22 protein-coding genes are annotated in these 19,977 nt (G+C 64.6%); 15 read left to right on the top strand and 7 right to left on the bottom strand.

The annotated features are described in order from the left end of the window. Window positions 1-189: 189 nt before the first annotated feature. The 7 genes from ACZ5U1_RS15990 to ACZ5U1_RS15960 form a co-directional block, all read right to left on the bottom strand. Complete coding sequence (locus ACZ5U1_RS15990) at window positions 190-1,008, bottom strand: sugar phosphate isomerase/epimerase family protein (RefSeq protein ID WP_464780128.1); 819 nt, start codon at window positions 1,006-1,008, stop codon at window positions 190-192. Between the two features lie 65 nt (window positions 1,009-1,073). Continuing rightward, window positions 1,074-2,111, bottom strand: coding sequence for a 4-hydroxy-2-oxovalerate aldolase (dmpG, locus tag ACZ5U1_RS15985; protein ID WP_464780127.1), 1,038 nt, complete (start codon window positions 2,109-2,111; stop codon window positions 1,074-1,076). Between the two features lie 26 nt (window positions 2,112-2,137). Further along, complete coding sequence (locus ACZ5U1_RS15980) at window positions 2,138-3,085, bottom strand: acetaldehyde dehydrogenase (acetylating) (protein ID WP_464780126.1); 948 nt, start codon at window positions 3,083-3,085, stop codon at window positions 2,138-2,140. Between the two features lie 50 nt (window positions 3,086-3,135). Next, a complete protein-coding gene (locus tag ACZ5U1_RS15975; RefSeq protein WP_464780125.1) occupies window positions 3,136-3,918 on the bottom strand; it encodes a fumarylacetoacetate hydrolase family protein in 783 nt (260 codons plus the stop codon). Continuing rightward, window positions 3,915-4,430, bottom strand: a complete 516-nt coding sequence (locus tag ACZ5U1_RS15970; protein WP_464780124.1) for a flavin reductase family protein — start codon at window positions 4,428-4,430, stop codon at window positions 3,915-3,917. Before ACZ5U1_RS15970 ends, ACZ5U1_RS15975 begins: the two co-directional genes overlap by 4 nt. Beyond that, complete coding sequence (locus tag ACZ5U1_RS15965; protein WP_464780123.1) at window positions 4,423-5,259, bottom strand: alpha/beta fold hydrolase; 837 nt, start codon at window positions 5,257-5,259, stop codon at window positions 4,423-4,425. The genes ACZ5U1_RS15970 and ACZ5U1_RS15965 overlap by 8 nt, the downstream gene beginning before the upstream one ends. Before the next feature lie 60 nt (window positions 5,260-5,319). Continuing rightward, window positions 5,320-6,540, bottom strand: a complete 1,221-nt coding sequence (locus ACZ5U1_RS15960; protein WP_464780122.1) for an acyl-CoA dehydrogenase family protein — start codon at window positions 6,538-6,540, stop codon at window positions 5,320-5,322. A 288-nt stretch (window positions 6,541-6,828) separates the two neighbouring features. Here ACZ5U1_RS15960 and ACZ5U1_RS15955 point away from each other — a divergent pair, with 288 nt between their 5' ends. The 15 genes from ACZ5U1_RS15955 to ACZ5U1_RS15885 are packed head-to-tail and all read left to right on the top strand — an operon-like array spanning window position 6,829 to window position 19,931. Next, the gene (locus tag ACZ5U1_RS15955) at window positions 6,829-7,755 is read left to right on the top strand and encodes a VOC family protein (protein WP_464780121.1); all 927 of its coding nucleotides are present in this window, start codon (window positions 6,829-6,831) and stop codon (window positions 7,753-7,755) included. Between the two features lie 9 nt (window positions 7,756-7,764). Then, complete coding sequence (locus tag ACZ5U1_RS15950; protein WP_464780120.1) at window positions 7,765-8,664, top strand: CoA transferase subunit A; 900 nt, start codon at window positions 7,765-7,767, stop codon at window positions 8,662-8,664. A gap of 11 nt (window positions 8,665-8,675) precedes the next feature. After that, on the top strand, window positions 8,676-9,473 hold the full coding sequence (locus tag ACZ5U1_RS15945) for a CoA-transferase subunit beta (RefSeq protein ID WP_464780119.1): 798 nt from the start codon (window positions 8,676-8,678) through the stop codon (window positions 9,471-9,473). 2 nt (window positions 9,474-9,475) lie between these two features. After that, window positions 9,476-10,378 (top strand): enoyl-CoA hydratase, encoded by a 903-nt coding sequence (locus ACZ5U1_RS15940; protein WP_464780118.1) that lies wholly within the window; start codon window positions 9,476-9,478, stop codon window positions 10,376-10,378. Next, window positions 10,378-11,466, top strand: a complete 1,089-nt coding sequence (locus ACZ5U1_RS15935; protein ID WP_464780806.1) for an NAD(P)H-dependent flavin oxidoreductase — start codon at window positions 10,378-10,380, stop codon at window positions 11,464-11,466. The genes ACZ5U1_RS15940 and ACZ5U1_RS15935 overlap by 1 nt, the downstream gene beginning before the upstream one ends. Window positions 11,467-11,482: 16 nt before the next feature. Next, window positions 11,483-12,232 (top strand): enoyl-CoA hydratase family protein, encoded by a 750-nt coding sequence (locus tag ACZ5U1_RS15930; protein ID WP_464780117.1) that lies wholly within the window; start codon window positions 11,483-11,485, stop codon window positions 12,230-12,232. Continuing rightward, window positions 12,232-13,386, top strand: a complete 1,155-nt coding sequence (locus tag ACZ5U1_RS15925) for an acyl-CoA dehydrogenase (RefSeq protein WP_464780116.1) — start codon at window positions 12,232-12,234, stop codon at window positions 13,384-13,386. The genes ACZ5U1_RS15930 and ACZ5U1_RS15925 overlap by 1 nt, the downstream gene beginning before the upstream one ends. A 14-nt stretch (window positions 13,387-13,400) precedes the next feature. After that, a complete protein-coding gene (locus ACZ5U1_RS15920; protein ID WP_464780115.1) occupies window positions 13,401-14,432 on the top strand; it encodes an acyl-CoA dehydrogenase family protein in 1,032 nt (343 codons plus the stop codon). Continuing rightward, the gene (locus ACZ5U1_RS15915; RefSeq protein ID WP_464780114.1) at window positions 14,425-15,576 is read left to right on the top strand and encodes an acetyl-CoA C-acetyltransferase; all 1,152 of its coding nucleotides are present in this window, start codon (window positions 14,425-14,427) and stop codon (window positions 15,574-15,576) included. Before ACZ5U1_RS15920 ends, ACZ5U1_RS15915 begins: the two co-directional genes overlap by 8 nt. A 14-nt stretch (window positions 15,577-15,590) precedes the next feature. After that, window positions 15,591-16,241, top strand: coding sequence for a gamma carbonic anhydrase family protein (locus ACZ5U1_RS15910; protein WP_464780113.1), 651 nt, complete (start codon window positions 15,591-15,593; stop codon window positions 16,239-16,241). Then, the gene (locus tag ACZ5U1_RS15905) at window positions 16,238-16,684 is read left to right on the top strand and encodes a nuclear transport factor 2 family protein (protein ID WP_464780112.1); all 447 of its coding nucleotides are present in this window, start codon (window positions 16,238-16,240) and stop codon (window positions 16,682-16,684) included. The genes ACZ5U1_RS15910 and ACZ5U1_RS15905 overlap by 4 nt, the downstream gene beginning before the upstream one ends. A gap of 13 nt (window positions 16,685-16,697) precedes the next feature. Beyond that, window positions 16,698-17,603, top strand: a complete 906-nt coding sequence (locus ACZ5U1_RS15900; protein WP_464780111.1) for an SDR family oxidoreductase — start codon at window positions 16,698-16,700, stop codon at window positions 17,601-17,603. Beyond that, entirely contained in the window at window positions 17,603-18,679 is a 1,077-nt protein-coding gene (locus ACZ5U1_RS15895) for an acyl-CoA dehydrogenase family protein (RefSeq protein WP_464780110.1), read from the top strand. Before ACZ5U1_RS15900 ends, ACZ5U1_RS15895 begins: the two co-directional genes overlap by 1 nt. Next, the gene (locus ACZ5U1_RS15890; RefSeq protein WP_464780109.1) at window positions 18,676-19,467 is read left to right on the top strand and encodes an SDR family oxidoreductase; all 792 of its coding nucleotides are present in this window, start codon (window positions 18,676-18,678) and stop codon (window positions 19,465-19,467) included. Before ACZ5U1_RS15895 ends, ACZ5U1_RS15890 begins: the two co-directional genes overlap by 4 nt. Then, window positions 19,467-19,931, top strand: a complete 465-nt coding sequence (locus tag ACZ5U1_RS15885; protein ID WP_464780108.1) for a MaoC family dehydratase — start codon at window positions 19,467-19,469, stop codon at window positions 19,929-19,931. Before ACZ5U1_RS15890 ends, ACZ5U1_RS15885 begins: the two co-directional genes overlap by 1 nt. Window positions 19,932-19,977: the final 46 nt, after the last annotated feature.

Genomic DNA, 19,977 nt, shown 5'->3' with positions numbered 1-19,977 from the left:
GCGTGTGGAAATGGAGAGTGCCACATGAGGCGTATGAAGCCGACGGCATACGCCTTGGCGCCTTTCGCGAGGACGCAACGCTACCACGTAACCTCGCCGAATATTGCGACAGAGATCGTCGCTCAGCGAGCCGATGCGTAACAACCGGGCAATTCAGCTATGTAAAAAAATCTGCGGCGCCACCCTAGGTTACCGTCGCCGTTTCAGAACGCTCCGTGCCGCATCCACCGCCATTTGCGCCCGCATTTGCGGGTTGATGCCTTGATCGATGGCGTTTTGCTGGGGTATTTCGACGCTGAGGGGTGTTGTGGGATTGAGGGCGTGGAGGAACGCTGGGATAGGGAACGCGCCTTGTCCGGGGAGTTGGCGCTGGATGCCGGCTTCGCGTTCGATCTGGTCGGGATCGATGGTTGTTGGGCCGTCGGAGATCTGGGCGATGGCGATGGCGGGATGGGCAAGGAGGGGGAAGCTGGTTTCGGGTTCGGGTCCGCGCATGATGTGGAGAAGGTCTGCTGTGACCTTGATGTCGGATCGGCCGGAGCGGGCTATTTCCTCGAGGGCGGCGCTTAGGCTTTGGACCTGGGAGGGGGGATAAAATTCGATGGCGAGGGCGATATCGAACCCTGAAGCAAGCTCGGCCAGTTCGACGAGCCTTTCGGTACGGCGGATGGGATCGCGATCATAGCACAGGACATTGGCAAGCGGCGCGCCGAGCGCTGCGCCTGTTTCGAGCGCGGGGATAAAGTCAGCGGGGTTGGTGCGCCCCGCCATGGTGAAGGGGTAGAGGAGGTCGACGCTGACCCCGGTGGCGGCGAGCGCGGCGCGGGTCTGGCGCAGCGCTTGCGGGTCGCGCACCAGGTCATAGGCGGGCATGGCGGGCAACACCTCCATGGAATGGAGGAACGGGCAGATGCCTTGGCAGCCCACCTCTGCGGCGATCTCGGCAAGCTGCCAGGGGGTGGTGTCGGTGACGGTGATATGGTCGAGCGACAGGCGTCTATCGGCCATATCCTCTCCTCTTGTTGGTTGGCTGGCCTGCCGGGGTGGCCTCGTGCGGCCGCCCCGGCATGGGGTCAGGCGCGTTCTTTCAGCATGTCGAGCGCGACATCGACGATCATGTCTTCCTGTCCGCCGACCATCTTGCGACGGCCGAGTTCAACCAGGATGGCGCGGGTGTCGAGGCCATAGGTTTCGGCGGCCTTTTCCGCGTGGCGCAGGAAGGAGGAATAGACCCCGGCATAGCCAAGCGCGAGGGTTTCGCGATCGACCCGGACCGGCCGGTCCTGCAAGGGACGAACGAGGTCCTCGGCCGCGTCCATCAGCGCATTGACGTCGCAGCCATGATTCCAGCCCTTGCGCTCGGCAGCGGCAATGAACACTTCGAGCGGCGCGTTGCCAGCGCCCGCGCCCATGCCGGTGAGCGACGCGTCGATCCGCACCGCACCGCATTGGGCGGCGACGATCGAGTTGGCGACGCCAAGCGAGAGATTATGGTGGGCGTGGATGCCGCGCTGGGTCTCGGGCTTCAACACCCGGTCATAGGCTTCGAACCGGGCCTTGACCCCGTCCATGTCGAGCGCGCCGCCGCTGTCGGTCACATAGACGCACTGCGCGCCATAGCTTTCCATGAGCAGGGCTTGGCTAGCGAGCTTGTCCGGCTCGATCATATGGCTCATCATCAGGAAGCCTGAGACGTCCATGCCAAGATCGCGGGCAATGCCGATATGCTGCTTGGAGACGTCCGCCTCGGTGCAATGGGTCGCGACCCGCACCGAGCGCACGCCGATATCATAGGCGCGGCGCAGTTCCTCGACCGTGCCGACGCCGGGCAGGATCAGCGTGGTGAGCACCGACTTGGTCAGCACCGAGGCGACCGCTTCGAGCCATTCCCAATCGGTATGCGCGCCAAAGCCATAGTTGAAGCTCGCGCCATTGAGGCCGTCGCCATGGGCGACCTCGATCGCGTCGACGCCTGCATCGTCCAGCGCCTTGGCGATCGATTTCACATGGTCGATGCCATACATGTGGCGGATGGCGTGCATGCCATCGCGTAGCGTCACGTCCTGAATGTAGAGCTTGTCGCCCGCCTCGACGTTGAATGTGCTGGTCATGTCTTGATACTCCGTGGGCGCGCGCTTCAAGCGGCGACCGTCTTGCCCTGGGCGATGCGCTGCGCGAGCAGCTCGCCGGTCGCCTTGGCGGCGGCGGTCATGATGTCGAGATTGCCCGAATAGCTGGGCAGATAGTCGCCCGCGCCCTCGACCTCGAGCAGGATCATGGTCTTGATGCCGGTGAATTCGCCGCGACCGGGGATGGTGAGCTTGTTGTTGTCGCCAAAGCGCTCGAACTGCACGTCTTGCTTCAGGCGATAGCCCGGCACATAGGCCTGCACCTTCTTGACCATCGCTTCGACCGAGGCGCGGATGGTGTCCTCGTCCGCGCCTTCCGACAGGGTGAAAACCGTGTCGCGCATGATCATCGGCGGTTCGGCGGGATTGAGGATGATGATCGCCTTGCCCTGCGCGGCGCCGCCGACCTTTTCGATGGCGCCTGCCGTCGTGCGGGTGAACTCGTCGATGTTTGCGCGGGTGCCAGGGCCTGCCGAGCGCGAGGAGACCGACGCGACGATCTCGGCATAGTGCACCGTCGCGACCTGGGAGACGGCGGCAACCATCGGGATCGTCGCCTGCCCGCCGCAGGTCACCATGTTGACGTTGCCAGCATCGAGATTGGCTTCGCCGTTGACCGTGGGGATGGTGTAGGGGCCGATCGCGGCGGGGGTTAGGTCCACCACCTGCTTGCCGTCCTTGCGCAGCGCTTCGTCATGGACCTTGTGGGCGTAAGCCGAGGTCGCGTCGAACACGATGCCGATCTCGGGGTAAACGTCCATCTTCATGAGGCCTTCCAGCCCCTCATGGGTGGTGGCGACGCCGCGCTCGCGCGCCATGGCGAGGCCCTCGGACGCCTCGTCGATGCCGACCACGGCCACCAGCTCCATATTCTGCGGATATTTGATCATCTTGATCATGAGGTCGGTGCCGATATTGCCCGACCCGATGATCGCCGCCTTGACCTTGCCCGTCATCAGATACTCCTCACAGCATCGCGTGCCAGCGATACCCTCTTCATAAATCTTCAGATAAAGCGCGCGGTGCAGCTGCCAACCCCGTGGAGCTGCATCTCGAACACATCTCCCGCCTGTGCCGGTTCGAGCGGCACCAGGCTCCCTGACAATATCACATCGCCGGCGTCGAGCGTTACCCCATAGGCGCCGAGCGTATTGGCGAGCCAGGCGACCGCTTGCGCTGGCGAACCCTGCACCGCATGGCCATGGCCTTCGGAGAGCGGCTGCCCGTTCTTGGTCACGGTGACGTGGAGATTGGGGAGGTCATGGTCACGCGGGTTCGCGCGGGCCTCGCCCAGCACATAGACACCGCAGGAGGCATTGTCGGCAACGGTGTCGACGATGCCGATCTTCCAGTCCTGGATGCGGCTGTCGACGATCTCGAAACAGGGGACGATGCTCTGTGTCGCGGCGATCACGTCCTCGGCCGTGACGCCCGGCCCCTTGAGGCTGTCTTTCAGGATGAAGCCGATCTCGGCCTCGGCGCGCGGCGCGATCAGGCCGTTTGCCGCGACATCGATATCGCCCTCGATAAACATCCGGTCGGTCAGGAAACCGAAATCGGGCTGGTGCACGCCCAGCATGTCCTGCACGGCCTTGGAGGTAACGCCGATCTTCTTGCCGATGACCTTTTCGCCGTCCGCCTTGCGCTTGTCGAGCGCGCACAGCGAGATCGCATAAGCATCATCGATGGTCAGCTCAGGGTGGCGGGCGATGAGCGGCGGCACGGTGCGCTTGTCCCGCAGCGCGCGGTAGAGCTCGTCCGCCAATGTTTCGTTCAGCGTCTCGCTCACAGATAGGCTCCGTCCTGGAAGATGAGGGGATCGACCGCATCCGACAGGCGCACCGCCTTGACCCGGGCGATGACGATGCTGTGGGTGCCAAAGGGGGTCATGCTCTCGATCGTGCAGGAGAGGTTGGCCTGCGCTTCATCAAGGATGGGAAGGCCATGGGCATCGGGGGTCCAGCTGCCAACGCCAAAGCGCGCCTCGCGCGCCACCGCGCCGCCGAATGCTGCCGACACTTCGCGCTGGTGGCGCGAGAGGAGGTTGATGCTGACCGGGCAGCCGGGCGAGAGATGGGCGTGGATGCCCGCTGTCTGGTTGACGCAGACGAGCACGGCGGGCGGGTCCATGGTAAGCGAGGTGATCGAGGTCGCGGCCATGCCGACCGGCGCCTTGCCTTCGCCCAGCGCGGTGACGATCGCCACGCCCGAGGGCAGGCGGCGCATCGCGCCCTTCAGCCCGGTGGTGACATCGATAGGCTCTGGAACAGGCACGGATTGCGCAGGAGCAGCGTCAGCCATTCTTCAGGAAGTCCAGTGAGTAGCGGTTGAACTCTTCTGTCCGCTCGACCTGCACCCAATGGCCGGTCTGCGAGAAGGTGAGGCAGCGCACGTCGGGGCAAGCATCGAGGAAGAGACGCGCATGGCTTTCGGGGCAGAATTCGTCATTGAGGCCCCAGAGGACGAAGATCGGCTGGGTGACCTCGCCCAGGCGCGGCCCAAGGTCGGGGGTCTTGACGCGGGCGAGCACATCCTTGGGCTGGGTACGCGCGACGGCGAAGCGTTCCTCGACCAGCGCGTCGGTGATGTGGTGCGCGGACGAGGGATGCATGAGGTTGCCGATGAGGCGGCGCTGTTCCTCGATGTTGAATTCCGGGCTGCCAAAGCCCGAGCGCATCTTGGCGATGCCGGGCATGGTGAAATAGCTCATCTGCTCCGCCACGCAGCCCGGCGCCATCAGGACGAGCTTGCCGATGGTGAAGTCGGGATGGTCGAGCGCGATCTGGAGGGCGATGCCGCCGCCCAGCGAGTTGCCGATGAGGTGGCCGCCTGTGATCCCATGCTGCTTCAGCGCATCGAGCAAAGTCTCGGTAAACAGCTCGAGCGGATAGTCGGTCTCGGGCTTGGACGAGGCGCCATAGCCGATGAGGTCGGGCAGGATGACGCGATAGCCCGCATCGGCGAACACTTGCGCATTGTTGCGGAAGTTGGACGCGCCCGAGGCGCCGGGACCGCTGCCATGGATGAAGATGACGGTGGGGGCATCAGCCGCAGCGCCCGCAATTTCCGCGATCGAAATCTCATATCCGCCCGCAACGCTATAGGTCTTGCGGATCAATTCACTGCCCATGGATATCCTCTTTTGTCCTGGCCCGATGCTGTCCAGATGTCAGATGGTCAGATGCTCGCTTCAGATGAAGGTGAAGGCGGGCGGTTCGCCATTGATCGTGCCGATGACGTCGCTGGTGCGGTTGGCCGGGTCATTGGCGACATGGGCGCGCGCGGCGTGGAGGTCGAGCCAGGGCTGGAGGATCGGGCTCGACATATAGACCGCCCGGCCGCCCAGCAGCTTGACCATGCCGTCGGCAAGCTCGGCCATGCGGCGCACGACGCTGGCGGACTGATAGGCAAAGAGCGCGCGCTTTTCCATCGGCACGGGCTCATTGCGCTCGGCATAGTCCATCAGCTCGTTGAAGGTCGTGCGGTGGGTGAGTTCCATCTCGTTGGCCTCGGCGATCGCGCGGGCGATGGCGGCGTGGAGATGGGGGTCGGCCTTGGACGCCTTGCCGGTGTTGGTCGAGACGCGGTTGCCCATGATCTCCATCGCAGCGCCAGTGGCGGCGCGGATGCCGCCGAAGGCGGCGCTGGAGACCGAGCGGATGAAGAGCTGCGCCCAGGGGATGCGGTAGAGCGGCGCGGTGTTGGTTTCCTGGCCCGGATTGGTGCCGGCAAAGCCGTCGCTCGCCTTGTGGGTGCGATGCTCGGGCACGAACACGCGCTCGACGACGATATCGAAGCTGCCGGTGCCCTGGAGGCCGAACGTGTCCCAGCTGCCTTCGATCACCTGATAGTCGGAGCGCGGCAGCAGGAAGGTGCGCATGTCGGGCGGGCCGCCATCGGTGTCGAAATTGATCGCGCCCAGCAGCACCCAACCGCAATGGGAGGAGCCCGACGAGAAGCCCCAGCGGCCCGAAAGATAGAAGCCGCCTTCGACCTTTTCCACCTTGCCGACCGGCTGATAGGTGGAGGAGACGAGCATGTCGGGGTTATCGCCCCATACTTCTTTCTGCGCCTCGTCATGGAAGAGGGCGAGTTCGTAAGGATGGCAGCCCAGCACGCCGTAGATCCAGCCTGTCGACATGCAGCCTTGCGCCAACGCCTTCTGGATCTCGAAGAAGACATTGGGGTGCATCTCATAGCCGCCGTAGCGCTTGGGCTGGAGCACACGGAAGAAGCCTGCCGCCTTCATCTCGGCGACGGTCTCGGGCGGCACGTCCCGGGCGAGCGTACAGGCCCGGGCGCGTTCCCGCAGCACCGGGATCATCGCCTTGGCTTTGGCGATCAGACTTTCGGGTGAAGGTATCGCGGCATTCGCCTCGTCAATGGGTCGGCTTGCTACTGCCCCGGTCATGATCTTCTCCATTGTAGGCGACTCTGCTTCAGATTTGCTATATGCGTAGTTTATGTAAAATGCCATTACGCAAACTGTCAAGACAAACAGGGCTTGCGCATTTTGGCCGTTACTTATAGGCGGATTGGGAACGAATTGCCATAAGCTCGTGAGCGCGCTTAACTGCGCCTCCCCCAGCAAGTGCAAAACAGGCGGCAGCGCTTGCCATATGCGTATGGGGAAGGTCATTTTGCAACGCTCTGCGGCAGAGCATGGCTGGCAGACAGGAAAGAAGGCGAGGCGCTTGAAATGGCAGTGATATCGCTAGGCTATGTAGTGATCGAGGCGCGGGACCTGGGCGCCTGGCAGGATTTTGCCTGCAATATCGCAGGGCTGATGGCGGCCCCTTCGCCGGACGAGGACGTCGCGCTGTTCCGCATGGACGACCGGCCCTGGCGCCTGCGGGTGCAGAAAGGCGCGGCCGACCGCTTCGTGGCGCCGGGCTGGGAATGCGCGAATCGTGACGCCTTCGAATCGGTGCTGGCCCGCCTCGAGGCAGCAGGCCGTCCGGTGGAACGGGCGGGCGTCATGGAAGCACGTGGCCGTCAGGTCTATGAACTCGCCCGTTCATCGGACCCGGCGGGCAATCCCATGGAGATCTTCTACGGTCGCTTCGTCGACTATGCCCCCTTCGTCTCGCCTGTGGGCGTCAGCCGCTTCGTGACCGGCAGCCCCCATGGCGCGGACGGCGACATGGGGATGGGCCATGTCGTGCTGACCGCCCCCAATTTCGACGAGACCCACGCCTTCTACAAGGACGTCATGGGCTTTGGCGACACCGACCTTGGCCGCTTCTACCTTATGGGCGGCGGCGCGGACGATCCGGGCGTGGGCTTTGCCTTCCTCCACTGCAACCCGCGCCACCACAGCCTGGCGCTCGGCCAGCTGCCCGAAAGCCCCAATGGCGCTGTCCATATGATGCTCGAGGTCGGCTCCCTCGAGGATGTCGGCCGCGCCTATGACCGGGTCTTGAAGAGCAAGGGCAAGGTGCCGCTCTCGGCGACCCTTGGCCGCCATGTCAATGACAAGATGACCTCTTTCTACATGCAGACACCAGGTGGATTTGACATCGAATATGGCTGGAACGGCCTGGTAATAGACCCGCAAACATGGGTCCCCACCACCAGCCTTGCTGTAAGCGACTGGGGCCATAAATGGGCTCATGAGCAGGACTGACGCAAAAGGATGACTGACATTATGCTCGACAAGCGCATGAGCGTCGACGACATCGTCGACCAGATTTCCGACGGGATGACCATCGGCATCGGCGGGTGGGCCACGCGCCGCAAGCCCATGGCGCTGATCCGCGCCATCGCCCGATCGAACCTCAAGGACCTCACCGTCATGGCGGGCTATGGCGGCATGGACATCGGCCTGCTCGCCGCCACCGGCAAGATCAGGAAGCTGGTCTTCGCCTTTGCCAGCCTCGACCATTATCCGCTGGAACCCCATTTCCGCAACGCCCGCCAGGCGGGCGCCTTCGAGGTGCTCGAGCTTGACGAGGGCATGTATCATTGGGGCCTGCGCGCAGGCGCGATGAAGCTGCCCTTCCTGCCGACCCGCGTCGGCATCGGCACCGACATCATCACGCAAGACGGCTTCGACTTCAAATTCGTGAAAAGCCCCTATGCCGATGGCGAGGAATTCGTCGCCATGCCCGCGCTGGTGCCCGACATCGCGCTGATCCACGCCCACCGCTCCGACGAGCGCGGCAACCTCCTGACGCTCAGCAAGGACGCGCTGTTCGACGAACTGCTGGTCCGTGCGGCAACCAGGAGCTTCGCCACGGTCGAGAAGATCGTGCCGACGGGCGAGCTCGATATGAAGAAGAACAGCCGCTACAATCTGGTCGAGCGGGCGATGATCAATGGTGTTGCAGAAGCCCCGCTGGGCGCGCACCCGTCGAGCGCCGATCCCGACTATCAGCTCGATCTCAAGCACATCAAGACCTATGTCGAAAGCGCCGCCTCGCCCGAGGCCTGGGCCGACTATAAGGCGAAGTTCATCGATGTGTCGGAAGCCGACTATCAGGCAGCGATCGGCGGCGCGGACGCCGTCAAGCAGCTCCCCGTCCCCATTTACTAAGCGAGAGACCCATGACCCAGAACAGCTATTCGCTCGCTGAACTCGTCATCGCCGCCTGCGCCGAAGTCTGGCGCGAAGATGGCGAAGTAATGGCGACCGGCATCGGCCCCCTCCCCCGCATTGGCGCGGGCGTGGCCAAGCTCTCCTTCGCGCCCGCGATCCAGACCACCGATGGCGAGGTATTCTATACCAGCGAACCCGTCGGCCCGGGCAAGCGCACCGCCGAGCCCGAGTTCGAGGGCATCGCCAATTATGACCGCGTCTTCTCGGCGCTCTGGAGCGGCCGCCGCCACGCGCTGGTCGGCCCGGTCCAGATCGATCGTTTCGGTCAGGCGAACATCTCGGTGATCGGCGACCACAAGAAGCCCAAGGCGGCGATGCTCGGCGCGCGCGGCTTCCCCGGCAACTCGATCAGCCATCCCAACAGCTTCTTCTTCCAGAACCACAACAAGCGGGCGTTCGTGGAAGGCGAAGTCGATTTCGTCTGCATGGCGGGCTATAATCCGGCACGCTACCGCAATGGCGCTCCGCCCCAGGGCCTGGACCTGCGTCGCATCATCACCAACCTGTGCGTGATGGACTTTGGCGGCCCCGATCACCAGATCCGCGTGATCTCGCTGCATCCGGGCGTCACCTTCGAGGAAGTGCAGGACAATACCGGCTTCCCGCTGGCAAAGGTCGATGGCGAAATCCCGACCACCCCTGCGCCGACGGCCGAGCAACTGGAGCTGATCGCGAAGATCGACCCCAATAATGTCCGGGCGACCGTGTTCAAGGACAATCCGGCCGGAGACAGAAGGGCAGCCTGAAGATGAACGAGACCGACCGCCTGGTCGAACCGCAGCAGGTCGACATTGTTTACGAAACGGACGAGCCGGTCACCTATGAGGTGATCGACAATGTCGCATGGATCATGATGAACCGCCCGGGCTTCAACAATGCCCAGAACGGCCAGATGACCTATGCGATCGACGACGCCTTCATCAAGGCGACGAACGATGACGATGTGCGCTGCATCGTGCTGGGCGGTAACGGTAAGCATTTTTCGGCCGGGCATGACATCGGCACGCCCGGCCGCGACGTGCACCAGCATTTCGAGAACCGGCTGCTGGTGCCGGGTCATGTGAACAAGCCCGCCGCTGAATTGCTCTATACCCGCGAGAAGGAGCAATATGTCGGCATGTGCCGCCGCTGGCGCGACGCGCCCAAGCCCACCATCGCCATGGTGCAGGGGGCGTGCGTCGCGGGCGGGCTGATGCTGGCATGGGTGTGCGACCTGATTGTCGCCACCGACGACGCTTTCTTTCAGGACCCGGTCAACCGCATGGGCATCCCGGGCGTTGAATATTTCGCCCACGCCTATGAACTGCCCCCGCGCATCGCCAAGGAATTCCTGCTGCTGGGTGAGCGGATGAGCGCGCAGCGCGCCGAACAGTTCGGCATGGTGAACAAGATCGTCTCGCGCGAGGCGCTGCGCGAGACCGTCGCGGCCATGGCGGCCAAGCTCGTCGCCCAGCCCCGCCTTGGCAACTGGCTGACCAAGCAGGCGATCAACCATGTCGAGGAGCTGATGGGCAAGAGGAACGCGATGGACGCGCAATATCATATGCACCATTTCGCCCATGCCCAGAATGACCTCGTCCAGGGCAGCTCGATCGCGGGCCTCGACGCCAAGAAGATGGCCGAGGCCAATAAGAAACAGGCGAGCGAATGATGGGCGATCCGCTGCACACAGTCCTTTGCCAACGGCTTGGCTGCCGCTGGCCGATCATCCAGACCGCGATGGGCTGGGTCGCCGAGCCTTCGCTGGTGATCGGGTCGAGCAATGCAGGCGCGTTCGGTTTTCTGGGCGCAGCGGTGATGACGCCGGACGAAGCGCGCGAAAAGATCCTCGCCGTGCGCAAGGGCACCGACAAGCCCTTCGGCGTCAACTTCCACAGCTTTCAGCCGGGCGCTGACCAGATTGTCGAACTGATCCTGGCCAACAAGGATCAGGTGCGCGCGGTCAGCTTTGGCCGTGGCCCCAATGCCAAGATGATCGGCCGTTTCAAGGATGCGGGCATATTGTGCATCCCCACCGTCGGCGCGGTCAAGCATGCGCAGAAGATGGTCGAACTGGGCGTCGACATGGTCAATGTCCAGGGCGGCGAAGGCGGCGGGCATACAGGTTCCGTCCCGACCACCGTGCTGCTCCCCCAGGTGCTCGACGCCGTCAAGGTGCCGGTGATCGCGAGCGGCGGCTTTGCCGACGGACGCGGGCTGGCGGCAGCGCTCGCCTATGGCGCGGTCGGCATTGCCATGGGCACGCGCTTCCTGCTGACCAAGGAAAGCCCGGTGCCCGACAGCGCCAAAGCGGAATATCTCAAGGCCTCGACCGACCGCATCGTTGTCACCACCAAGCTCGACGGCATCCCCCAGCGGATGGTCCGCACCAAATTGATGGACCGGATCGAGAAGTCCGGCCCGCTCGCCATGTGGCTGCGCGCGATCGAGGCGGGCATGGCGATGAAGAAGCAGACCGGCGCGAGCTGGATGGATTTCATCAAGTCGGCGCGCGGCATGACCGCCCATGGCGCGATGCCATTGAAGCAGGCGATGATGGCCGCGACCATGCCGATGCTGATCCAGAAAGCCGTGGTCGATGGCGACATCGAACATGGCGTGATGGCGACCGGCGTCGTGGGCGGGCGAATTGGCGAGGTCCCGACCTGCCAACAGCTGGTCGACCGCATCGTCGAAGAGGCGCATGAGCGGCTCGCCGCGCTCGCCGCCATGGGCCGCGAGACGGCCAGCGCCGCCTGAGGAAGAGGGACAAGACATGCCGATTACGCTGACCGTCAAGGGCGCCATCGCCGAAATCCTGTTCGACCATCCCCCGGTCAACGCCTTCGACACCAAGGGTTGGGAATCGATCCCGGCGTTGGTTTACGAAGCCGCAGCGAACGAGGATGTGAAGTGCATCCTGATCCGCGCCGAAGGCCGGGGTTTCTGCGGCGGCGTCGACATCAAGGAGATGGCGGCGCATCCCGAACGCATCGCCAAGCTGAACAAGGATAATTACCTGACGTTCAAGGCGATCCGCGAATGCGCGATCCCGGTGGTCGGCGCGCTGCATGGCTTCGTCATCGGCGGCGGCGTCAATATCGCGGGCGCGTGCGACGCGCTGATCGCGGCGGAGGGGGCCTATTTCTCGCTGCCTGAAATCGATCGCGGCGCGATGGGCGGCGCGGCCTTCATGAGTCGCATGCTGCCCGTCCAGATGGTGCGCGCCAATTTCTTCACCGGCGGGCGCATTCCGGTGGAAGACGCCTACCGTCACGGTTCGGTGCACAAGGTGGTGCCGCTCGAGCAGCTCAGGGACGAGGCCTACGCCTTCTGCGAAGTAATTGCGTCCAAGAGCCGGGCGGCGCTGGTGATCGCCAAGCAGGCGCTGAACCTGATCGAGCCGACCGACCCGTCGGCCCATTACCGGATCGAGCAGGGCTTCACGCTCGAAATGTACATGCATGAAGACAGCCAGAAGGCGCGTGACGCCTTTGTGGACAATAAGGGCGCGGCGAAATTCTGATGGACTTGACCTATACCCCCGAACAGCAGGCGTTCCGCGCCGAAGTGCGCAGCTGGCTCGAAGCCCATGTGCCCGGCGAGCCGCTGGAGCATTTCGACGCCACGCGCGAGGGTTTCGAGGCCCACCGCCAATGGGAAAAGACCCTGAAGTCCGGCGACTGGGGCATGGTGACATGGCCCAAGGAATATGGCGGGCGCGGCCTTGACCTCATCCAGTGGCTGATTTTCGAGGAAGAATATTATCGCGCGGGTGCGCCGGGCCGGGTCAACCAGAATGGCATTTTCCTGCTGGGGCCGACGCTGATCGAGTTCGGCACCCATGAGCAGAAGCAGCGCTTCCTGCCCAAGATGGCGTCGGGCGAGGAAATCTGGGCGCAAGCCTGGTCCGAACCGATGGCGGGCTCAGACCTTGCCGGCGTGCGCGCGACGGCGGTTCGGGATGGCGACGACTATATCCTCAATGGCCACAAAATCTGGTCGAGCCGCGCGGTGTTCGCCGACTGGGCCTTCGGCCTGTTCCGCGAGCCCGGCTCCGAGCGCCACAAGGGCATGAGCCTCATCTTCTTCCCGCTGAACGCGCCGGGGGTCACGGTCAACGCGATCAAGAAGATCAACGGCCATGTCGGTTTCGCCGAGATCTTCCTCGAAAATGTCCGCGTCCCCGCCTTCAATCGCCTCGGCGACGAGGGTCAGGGCTGGCATATCTGCATGGCGACAGCAGGCTTTGAACGCGGCCTCATGCTGCGCTCGCCCGCCCGCTACCAGGTGGCGGCAAGCAAGCTTGCGGAACTGTGGCAGGCGAACAAGGAAACCGCCGACCCCGCGCTCGAAGCCGATGTCGTGCGCGCGCACATGAATGCCGACGCCTATGCGCTCAACATCTACCAGACCGCCTCGCGGCTGATGGCGGGCGCGAAGATCGGGCCGGAAGCGTCCACCAACAAAATTTTCTGGTCGGAATTGGACATTCACCTGACGCAAACCGCGCTCGCCATATTGGGGCCGCAGGCCGAACTGACGCACGAAGCGCCCGGCGCTGGGGCCGTCGACTGGATCGACGACTATATCTTCGCGCTCGCCGGACCCATCTATGCGGGCTCCAACGAGATTCAGCGCAACATCATTGCCGAGCGCATGCTCGGCCTGCCGCGCTAAGGGGGAACAGAGAAATGGATTTCACCCTCAGCGATGAACAGCTGATGTTCGCCGAAACCGCGCGGACGCTGTTTGCGGACAGCTGCACGCCCGACCATTGGCGCAAGATGATGGAAGCGGGCGTCGCACGCGACGATGCGCGCTGGGCCTCTATCGTGGAAACCGGCCTGACTTTGGTGCTGCTCCCCGAAAGCGCGGGCGGCATCGGGCTGGCGGAAGCCGACTTTGCCCTGATCGCGCAAGAGGCGGGCTATGTCGCGCTGCCCGAACCGCTGGTTGAAAGCGCAGGCGTTGCCGCGCCGATGCTCGCCGCGTTGGCACCCGAGCATGAACTGCTCAGCGATCCCAATGCGACGATCGCCATCCAGCATCCGTCGAACCCCTATGTCGCCAATGCCGACAGCGCAGGCGGCATCCTCCTGCATGCCGATGGCGAGGCCTGGCTCGCCACGCCCGATCAGGTGACGCTGACGGCGCAGCCGAGCATCGATCCCTTCCGCCGCCTCTTTTCGGTCGAGTGGAGCAAGGAGAAGGCGACGGCTCTGGGCAAGGCCGACTGGGATCTCGCCTTCGACCGCGCCGCCCTCTTCAACGCCGCCTTTGGCCTCGGCCTTGCCCAGCGTTCGGTCGACCTCGCAGTCGATTATGCCAAGGAACGCCAGCAGTTCGGCAAGCCCATCGGCAGCTATCAGGCGGTCAAGCATCACCTGGCGTCCGCCCAGGTCGCGATCGAGTTCGCCAAGCCGGTGGTCGCCGCCGCCGCCGCCGAAATCGGCGCCCGCGACACGCAAGCCCGCGCCCGTGTCAGCCATGCCAAGCTCGTCGCCCTGGAAGCCGCCGACAAGGCCGCCCGCGCCTCGATCCAGGTGCATGGCGCGATGGGCTACAGCTGGGAGGTGGACGTCCATCTGTTCTTGAAGCGCACGGTTGCGCTCACGCAAACATGGGGCACCCCCGCCCAACACCGCGCGCGCATCGCCACGCGCATCTTCACCCAGCCCATGGGGCCGGATCAGACCTTTGCCCGGGAACATGAAAATGCCTGAAGCCTATATCATCGACGCCGTCCGCACGCCTGTCGGCCGCAAGAAGGGCAGCCTTGCCGCCGTCCATCCGGCCGACCTTGGCGCGCACCCGATCAAGGAACTGGTCAAGCGCACCGGTATCGACCCCACCCAGGTCGAGGACGTGGTCTGGGGTTGCACCGAAACCATCGGCGGCCAGGCGGGCGACATCGGCCGCACCGCATGGCTGGTCGCAGGGCTCCCTGAAGAAGTGCCCGGCGTCACCATCGACCGCCAGTGCGGCTCAAGCCAGCAGGCGGTCCACTTCGCCGCGCAGGGCGTGATGAGCGGCACCCAGGACCTGGTGGTCGCAGGCGGCAGCCAGGCGATGAACCAGATCCCGATCATGGCCGCGATGATCGCGGGCGCGCAATATGGCTTCGACAGCCCCTTCCACGGGTCGAAGGGCTGGGTCGAACGCTATGGCATGGAAGAGGTCAACCAGATCAAGTCCGCCGAGATGATCGCCGACAAATGGGGCATCAGCCGTGAAGCGATGGAGCAGTTCGCGCTCGCGTCGCACCAGCGCGCGCAGGCCGCCTGGGACAATGGCTGGTTCGACAAGGAAGTGGTGGCGCTTGAGGGCCTGGCCCGTGACGAGACCATCCGCCCGACGACCTCGTTGGAGGGCCTGGCGTCCCTGAAGCCCGTCAATGAAGGCGGGATCATCACCGCAGGCGTCGCCAGCCAGAATTGCGACGCCGCCGCCGCGCTGCTGATCGCCAGCGAGCAGGCGGTGAAGGAACATGGTTTGAAGCCCCGCGCGCGCATCCATCACCTGTCGGTCCGCGCCGCCAACCCGGTGTGGATGCTGACCGGGCCGATCCCCGCCACCCAATATGCGCTGAAGAAGGCTGGCATGTCGATCAGCGACATCGACCTGTTCGAATGCAACGAAGCCTTTGCCAGCGTCACCATGGCGTGGATGAAGGAACTGGATGTCCCGCATGAGAAGGTCAATGTGCAGGGCGGCGCGATCGCTCTGGGCCATCCGATCGGCGCGACCGGCGCGCGGTTGATGACGACGTTGCTGAACGCGCTGGAGCGCACGGGCGGGCGTTATGGCCTGCAGACCATGTGTGAAGGCGGCGGCCAGGCCAACGTCACCATCATCGAGCGGCTCTAAGGGACCCAGCCCCGATGCCCGCCTACGCCTATCAGGGGATTGTTCCCGTCGTCGATCCGACCAGCTACGTCCATCCGCTGGCGTCGCTGATCGGCGACGTGATCGTGGGACCGGGCTGCTTCATCGCGCCGGGCGCTTCGCTGCGGGGCGATTTCGGGCGGATCGTGGTGGAAGGCGACAGCTCGATCCAGGACAATGTGTCGATCCATGCCAACCAGCTGCGCGACACGGTCATCAAGCGCGGCGCGACCATCGCCCATGGCTCGATCATCCATGGCTGCGAGATCGGTGAAAATGCGCTGATCGGCATGAACGCGGTGATCCTCGACAATGCCATCATTGGTGACGAAAATCTCGTCGCCGCCCTTGCCCTTGTGAAGTCCGACACGGTGACCCCGCCGCGCAGCCTGGTCGTCGGCAACCCGGCCAAGGTGGTCAAGACGTTCGAGCCGCAGCAGGTGACCTGGCGCAACAATGGCGAGGGCGAATATCAGAAACTCGCCCGCGCCGCGCTCACCGATCTCATCGAAGCCGAGCCGCTCAGCCAAGCCAGCGCCGAGCGGCAGGCGCAGCGCATCGCCTCCGACGCCATCGCCGTGCGCCTTTCGGGCAGCACCGCCGAACATCGCGAAAAACAAGCCGCAAAGCGCGAGGGTCAGGCATGAACAGCGCCACGGCGATCACCAACCTCCTCTACCGCTATGCCGAACTGATGGACGCAGGCGATCTGGAAGCCGTAGCCGCCCTGTTCGAACGCGCCCGGATCAAGACCGGCGGCGGCGAAGTGGTCGAAGGCTCCGCGCCGATGCTGGCGCTCTGGCGCACCCATGTGCGCCTCTACCCCTGCGGCACGCCGCGCACCAAGCATGTCATCACCAATCCCATTATCGAGGTGGACGAGGCGGCAGGCACCGCCACCTGCCGCTCTTACTATACCGTGTTTCAGGCGACCCCGGCCCTGCCGCTCCAGGCGATCTGCGCGGGCCGCTATCATGACGCCTTCGTCCGGGTGGACGAGGCATGGCATTTTTCCGGGCGGGATTATTCCCTGCTCGATCTGGTTGGGGACTTAAGCCAGCATCTGCTGATCCCCGTCGCAGCGCAATGAAGGAGTAAGGCAAGTGGGTATCTGCGAAGGACGTGTTGCGATCGTGACCGGGGCGGGCAATGGCCTTGGCAAAGCCTATGCGCTGGGCCTCGCCGCAGAAGGCTGCAAGGTCGTGGTCAATGACCTTGGCGTCGGCACCCATGGCGAGGCAGGCGCGACCAAGGGCGCAGCCGAGCAGGTGGTGGACGAGATCCGCGCGATGGGCGGGGAAGCCGTCGCCAACACCGACGACGTCGCCGAATGGGAATCGGGCAAGCGCATGGTCGAGCAAGCCCTCGACAGCTTCGGCGCGCTTCATGCCGTGGTCAACAATGCAGGCTTCGTGCGCGACCGCATGTTCTTCACCTGCTCCCCTGAAGAATGGGACGCGGTGATCCGCGTCCATCTGCGCGGCCATTTCTGCACGAGCCGCCATGCCGCTGAATATTGGCGGGCGCAGTCGAAGGCCGGCAATCCGGTCGATGCGCGCATCATCAACACGACCTCGGGCGCAGGCCTGCAGGGCTCGGTCGGCCAGTCGGCTTATTCGACGGCCAAGGGCGGCATCGCGACGCTCACCCTGGTGCAGGCCGCCGAGCTTGGCCGCCTTGGCATCACCGCCAATGCCCTTGCCCCCAACGCCCGCACCCGCATGACCAATACCGGCGCGTTCGACATGGACGCCAAGGAAGGCGAGTTCGACCTGTTCGCGCCGGAAAATATGGCGCCGCTGGTCGCCTATCTCGTCTCCGAACAGTCGAAGGGGGTGACCGGCCAGGTCTTTGAACTCAAGGGCGGCCAGGTCGTCCTCTCGCAGGGGTGGACCGACAGCCCTGCCTTCGACAAGGGCGCGCGGATTGAAGCGAGCGAAATGGACGCGATCGTGCGCGGGCTCCTCCAGACCCGCGAGCCTGCAAAGCCCGTCTACGGAGCCGCCTGATGGACTTCGCGCTCAGCGACGACCAGCGCGCGATCCAGGAAGCCGCGCGCGACTTCCTGACCGACGCCGCCAACCCGGACGTCATCCGCGCCGCCGTCGAAGGGACGAGCGGCTTTGACGAGAGCCTGTGGTCGAGCCTTGGCGAAATGGGCTTTGCCGGGCTGATGATCCCCGAGGCCCAAGGCGGCCTTGGCCTTGGCGCTGTCGAAATGGCGCTGGTGCTCGAGGAAACCGGCCGGGTGCTCGCACCCGTGCCCTTCTTCGAAACCGCCGTGCTCGCCGTGCAGGCGGTGCTCGCCGCAGGCAGCGAAGAGCAGAAGGCGGCGCTGCTGCCCCGCTTGGCGTCAGGCACCCGCGCCAGCTTCGCGGGCACCGCAAGCCGCCCGACCCTGTCGAACGGCAAGCTGACCGGCACGGCGGAGTTCGCAACCTTCGCCCATGTCGCCGAGTTGATCGTCATCGCCACCGCCGACGACAGCCTCGTCGTCCTCGAAGCGGACACCCCCGGCCTCACCATCGAAGCACTCCCCAGCCTCGACCGCACCCGCCGCTTTGCCACCCTCACCTTCGATTGCGACGTGAGCGATGCCATGATCCTCGGCGCGCCCGGCAGCGCGGCCGCCGCGATCGCACGCACCCTCACCATCGGCGCGGGCCTGCTCGCCGCCGAACAGACCGGCGGCATGCAGTACAGCCTCGACGCCACCGTCGATTATGCCAAGCAGCGCGTCCAGTTCGGCCGCCTCATCGGCTCGTTCCAGGCCTACAAGCATATGCTCGCCGACATGATGCTGCTGGTCGAAGCCTCGCGCTCGGCCGCTTATTATGCCGCCGCCGCGATCGACGAAAATGGCGAGGAACTGGCCGAAGCCGCCCATGCCGCCCGCGCCTATGTGTCCGACGCCTATCGCTCGGTCGCGGGCGACGCGATCCAGCTCCATGGCGGCATCGGCTTCACCTGGGAACATCACGCCCATCTCTATTTCAAGCGCGCGCGCGCCACCGCCAGCTGGCTCGGCACGCCGGACCAGCATCGCGAAGCGCTCGCACAGATCATCATGAAGGACGCCGCATGACCCCGACCTCGCCTGTTCCCCCCTATCCGACCCCGCTGGGCATGCTCAAGGGCAAGACCGTGGTCGTGACCGCCGCCGCTGGCACCGGCATCGGCTTTGCCGCCGCCAAGCGCGCGGCTGAAGAAGGGGCCAAGCTCCTCATCAGCGACTTCCACGAACGCCGTCTCAACGAAGCGGCCGACCGTATCGCCGACGAAGTGGGCTGCGAGCGCCCCGCCCTGTTCGTGTGCGACGTCACCAGCGAAGAGGCGGTACAGGGTCTGCGCGATGCCTCGCTCGCCGCATTGGGCAAGGTCGATGTCCTCATCAACAATGCGGGCCTGGGCGGCGAGGCCGATATCATCGACATGACCGACGAGCAGTGGGCGCGCGTGTTCGACGTCACCTTGACCTCGCTGTTCCGCATGACCCGCGCGTTCCTGCCAAGCATGTACGCCAACAAGTCCGGCGTCATGGTCAACAACGCCTCGGTGCTGGGCTGGCGCGCGCAAAAAGGCCAGGCCCATTATGCCGCCGCGAAAGCCGGGGTCATGGCCTTCACCCGCTGCGCCGCGATCGAGGCGGCTGAACATGGCGTGCGCATCAATGCGGTCTCACCAAGCCTTGCCATGCACCCGTTCCTTGCCAAGGTGACGACGCAGGAAGCCCTCGACAAGCTGGTTGAGAAGGAAGCCTTCAAGCGCCCCGCCGAGGTCTGGGAAATCGCCAATGTCATGATGTTCCTTGCCTCTGATCTCTCCTCCTACATGACCGGCGAGATCGTCGCGGTCTCCAGCCAGAGGGCCTGATGGCAACCATCTTCGAAACGCCGCGCGCGCTGCTGGGGCAGGAGGGCGTCAAGCTCGACACCGCCGATTGGCTCACCATCGACCAGTCACGCATCGACGCCTTTGCCGACTGCACAGGCGACCATCAGTGGATCCATGTCGATCCGGTACGCGCCAAGGACGGCCCCTTCGGCGCGACCATCGCGCATGGCTATCTGACGCTCAGCCTCGTCAACCTGTTCATGCCGCAGATCGTCGAGGTCCGCCGCTTCTCCGCAGGGGTCAATGTCGGCATGGACAAGACCCGCTTCCTCAGTCCAGTGGTCGTGGGCTCGCGCATTCGCGGCACCGGCGAGATCGTCTCGGTCGAGGAAGTGAAGGGCGGCGCGATACAGGCCGTGATCCGCGTCACCGTCGAGATCGAGGGTAAGGACAAGCCCGCCTGCGTGGTCGATACCATCAACCGCTATTTTCCGGAAAGCTGAGCTTGGGCGCAGTAATCGCCCTCTGCCTTCTCGCCGCCAATCCCGT

This window comes from Sphingobium sp. TomTYG72 (genome assembly GCF_055394715.1).
This window is presented reverse-complemented; position numbering and strand designations above follow the sequence as displayed.

What these genes read in the sequence shown, in the direction of transcription:
- ACZ5U1_RS15935 (WP_464780806.1), top strand. Translation starts at nt 10,378, where the DNA reads ATGGGCGATCCGCTGCACACAGTCCTTTGCCAACGGCTTGGCTGCCGC.
- ACZ5U1_RS15915 (WP_464780114.1), top strand. Translation starts at nt 14,425, where the DNA reads ATGCCTGAAGCCTATATCATCGACGCCGTCCGCACGCCTGTCGGCCGC.
- ACZ5U1_RS15905 (WP_464780112.1), top strand. Translation starts at nt 16,238, where the DNA reads ATGAACAGCGCCACGGCGATCACCAACCTCCTCTACCGCTATGCCGAA.
- ACZ5U1_RS15960 (WP_464780122.1), bottom strand. Translation starts at nt 6,540, where the DNA reads ATGACCGGGGCAGTAGCAAGCCGACCCATTGACGAGGCGAATGCCGCG.
- ACZ5U1_RS15955 (WP_464780121.1), top strand. Translation starts at nt 6,829, where the DNA reads ATGGCAGTGATATCGCTAGGCTATGTAGTGATCGAGGCGCGGGACCTG.
- ACZ5U1_RS15965 (WP_464780123.1), bottom strand. Translation starts at nt 5,259, where the DNA reads ATGGGCAGTGAATTGATCCGCAAGACCTATAGCGTTGCGGGCGGATAT.
- ACZ5U1_RS15945 (WP_464780119.1), top strand. Translation starts at nt 8,676, where the DNA reads ATGACCCAGAACAGCTATTCGCTCGCTGAACTCGTCATCGCCGCCTGC.
- ACZ5U1_RS15970 (WP_464780124.1), bottom strand. Translation starts at nt 4,430, where the DNA reads ATGGCTGACGCTGCTCCTGCGCAATCCGTGCCTGTTCCAGAGCCTATC.
- ACZ5U1_RS15990 (WP_464780128.1), bottom strand. Translation starts at nt 1,008, where the DNA reads ATGGCCGATAGACGCCTGTCGCTCGACCATATCACCGTCACCGACACC.
- ACZ5U1_RS15950 (WP_464780120.1), top strand. Translation starts at nt 7,765, where the DNA reads ATGACTGACATTATGCTCGACAAGCGCATGAGCGTCGACGACATCGTC.
- ACZ5U1_RS15890 (WP_464780109.1), top strand. Translation starts at nt 18,676, where the DNA reads ATGACCCCGACCTCGCCTGTTCCCCCCTATCCGACCCCGCTGGGCATG.
- ACZ5U1_RS15920 (WP_464780115.1), top strand. Translation starts at nt 13,401, where the DNA reads ATGGATTTCACCCTCAGCGATGAACAGCTGATGTTCGCCGAAACCGCG.
- ACZ5U1_RS15885 (WP_464780108.1), top strand. Translation starts at nt 19,467, where the DNA reads ATGGCAACCATCTTCGAAACGCCGCGCGCGCTGCTGGGGCAGGAGGGC.
- ACZ5U1_RS15910 (WP_464780113.1), top strand. Translation starts at nt 15,591, where the DNA reads ATGCCCGCCTACGCCTATCAGGGGATTGTTCCCGTCGTCGATCCGACC.
- ACZ5U1_RS15930 (WP_464780117.1), top strand. Translation starts at nt 11,483, where the DNA reads ATGCCGATTACGCTGACCGTCAAGGGCGCCATCGCCGAAATCCTGTTC.
- dmpG (WP_464780127.1), bottom strand. Translation starts at nt 2,111, where the DNA reads ATGACCAGCACATTCAACGTCGAGGCGGGCGACAAGCTCTACATTCAG.
- ACZ5U1_RS15895 (WP_464780110.1), top strand. Translation starts at nt 17,603, where the DNA reads ATGGACTTCGCGCTCAGCGACGACCAGCGCGCGATCCAGGAAGCCGCG.
- ACZ5U1_RS15940 (WP_464780118.1), top strand. Translation starts at nt 9,476, where the DNA reads ATGAACGAGACCGACCGCCTGGTCGAACCGCAGCAGGTCGACATTGTT.
- ACZ5U1_RS15925 (WP_464780116.1), top strand. Translation starts at nt 12,232, where the DNA reads ATGGACTTGACCTATACCCCCGAACAGCAGGCGTTCCGCGCCGAAGTG.
- ACZ5U1_RS15980 (WP_464780126.1), bottom strand. Translation starts at nt 3,085, where the DNA reads ATGACGGGCAAGGTCAAGGCGGCGATCATCGGGTCGGGCAATATCGGC.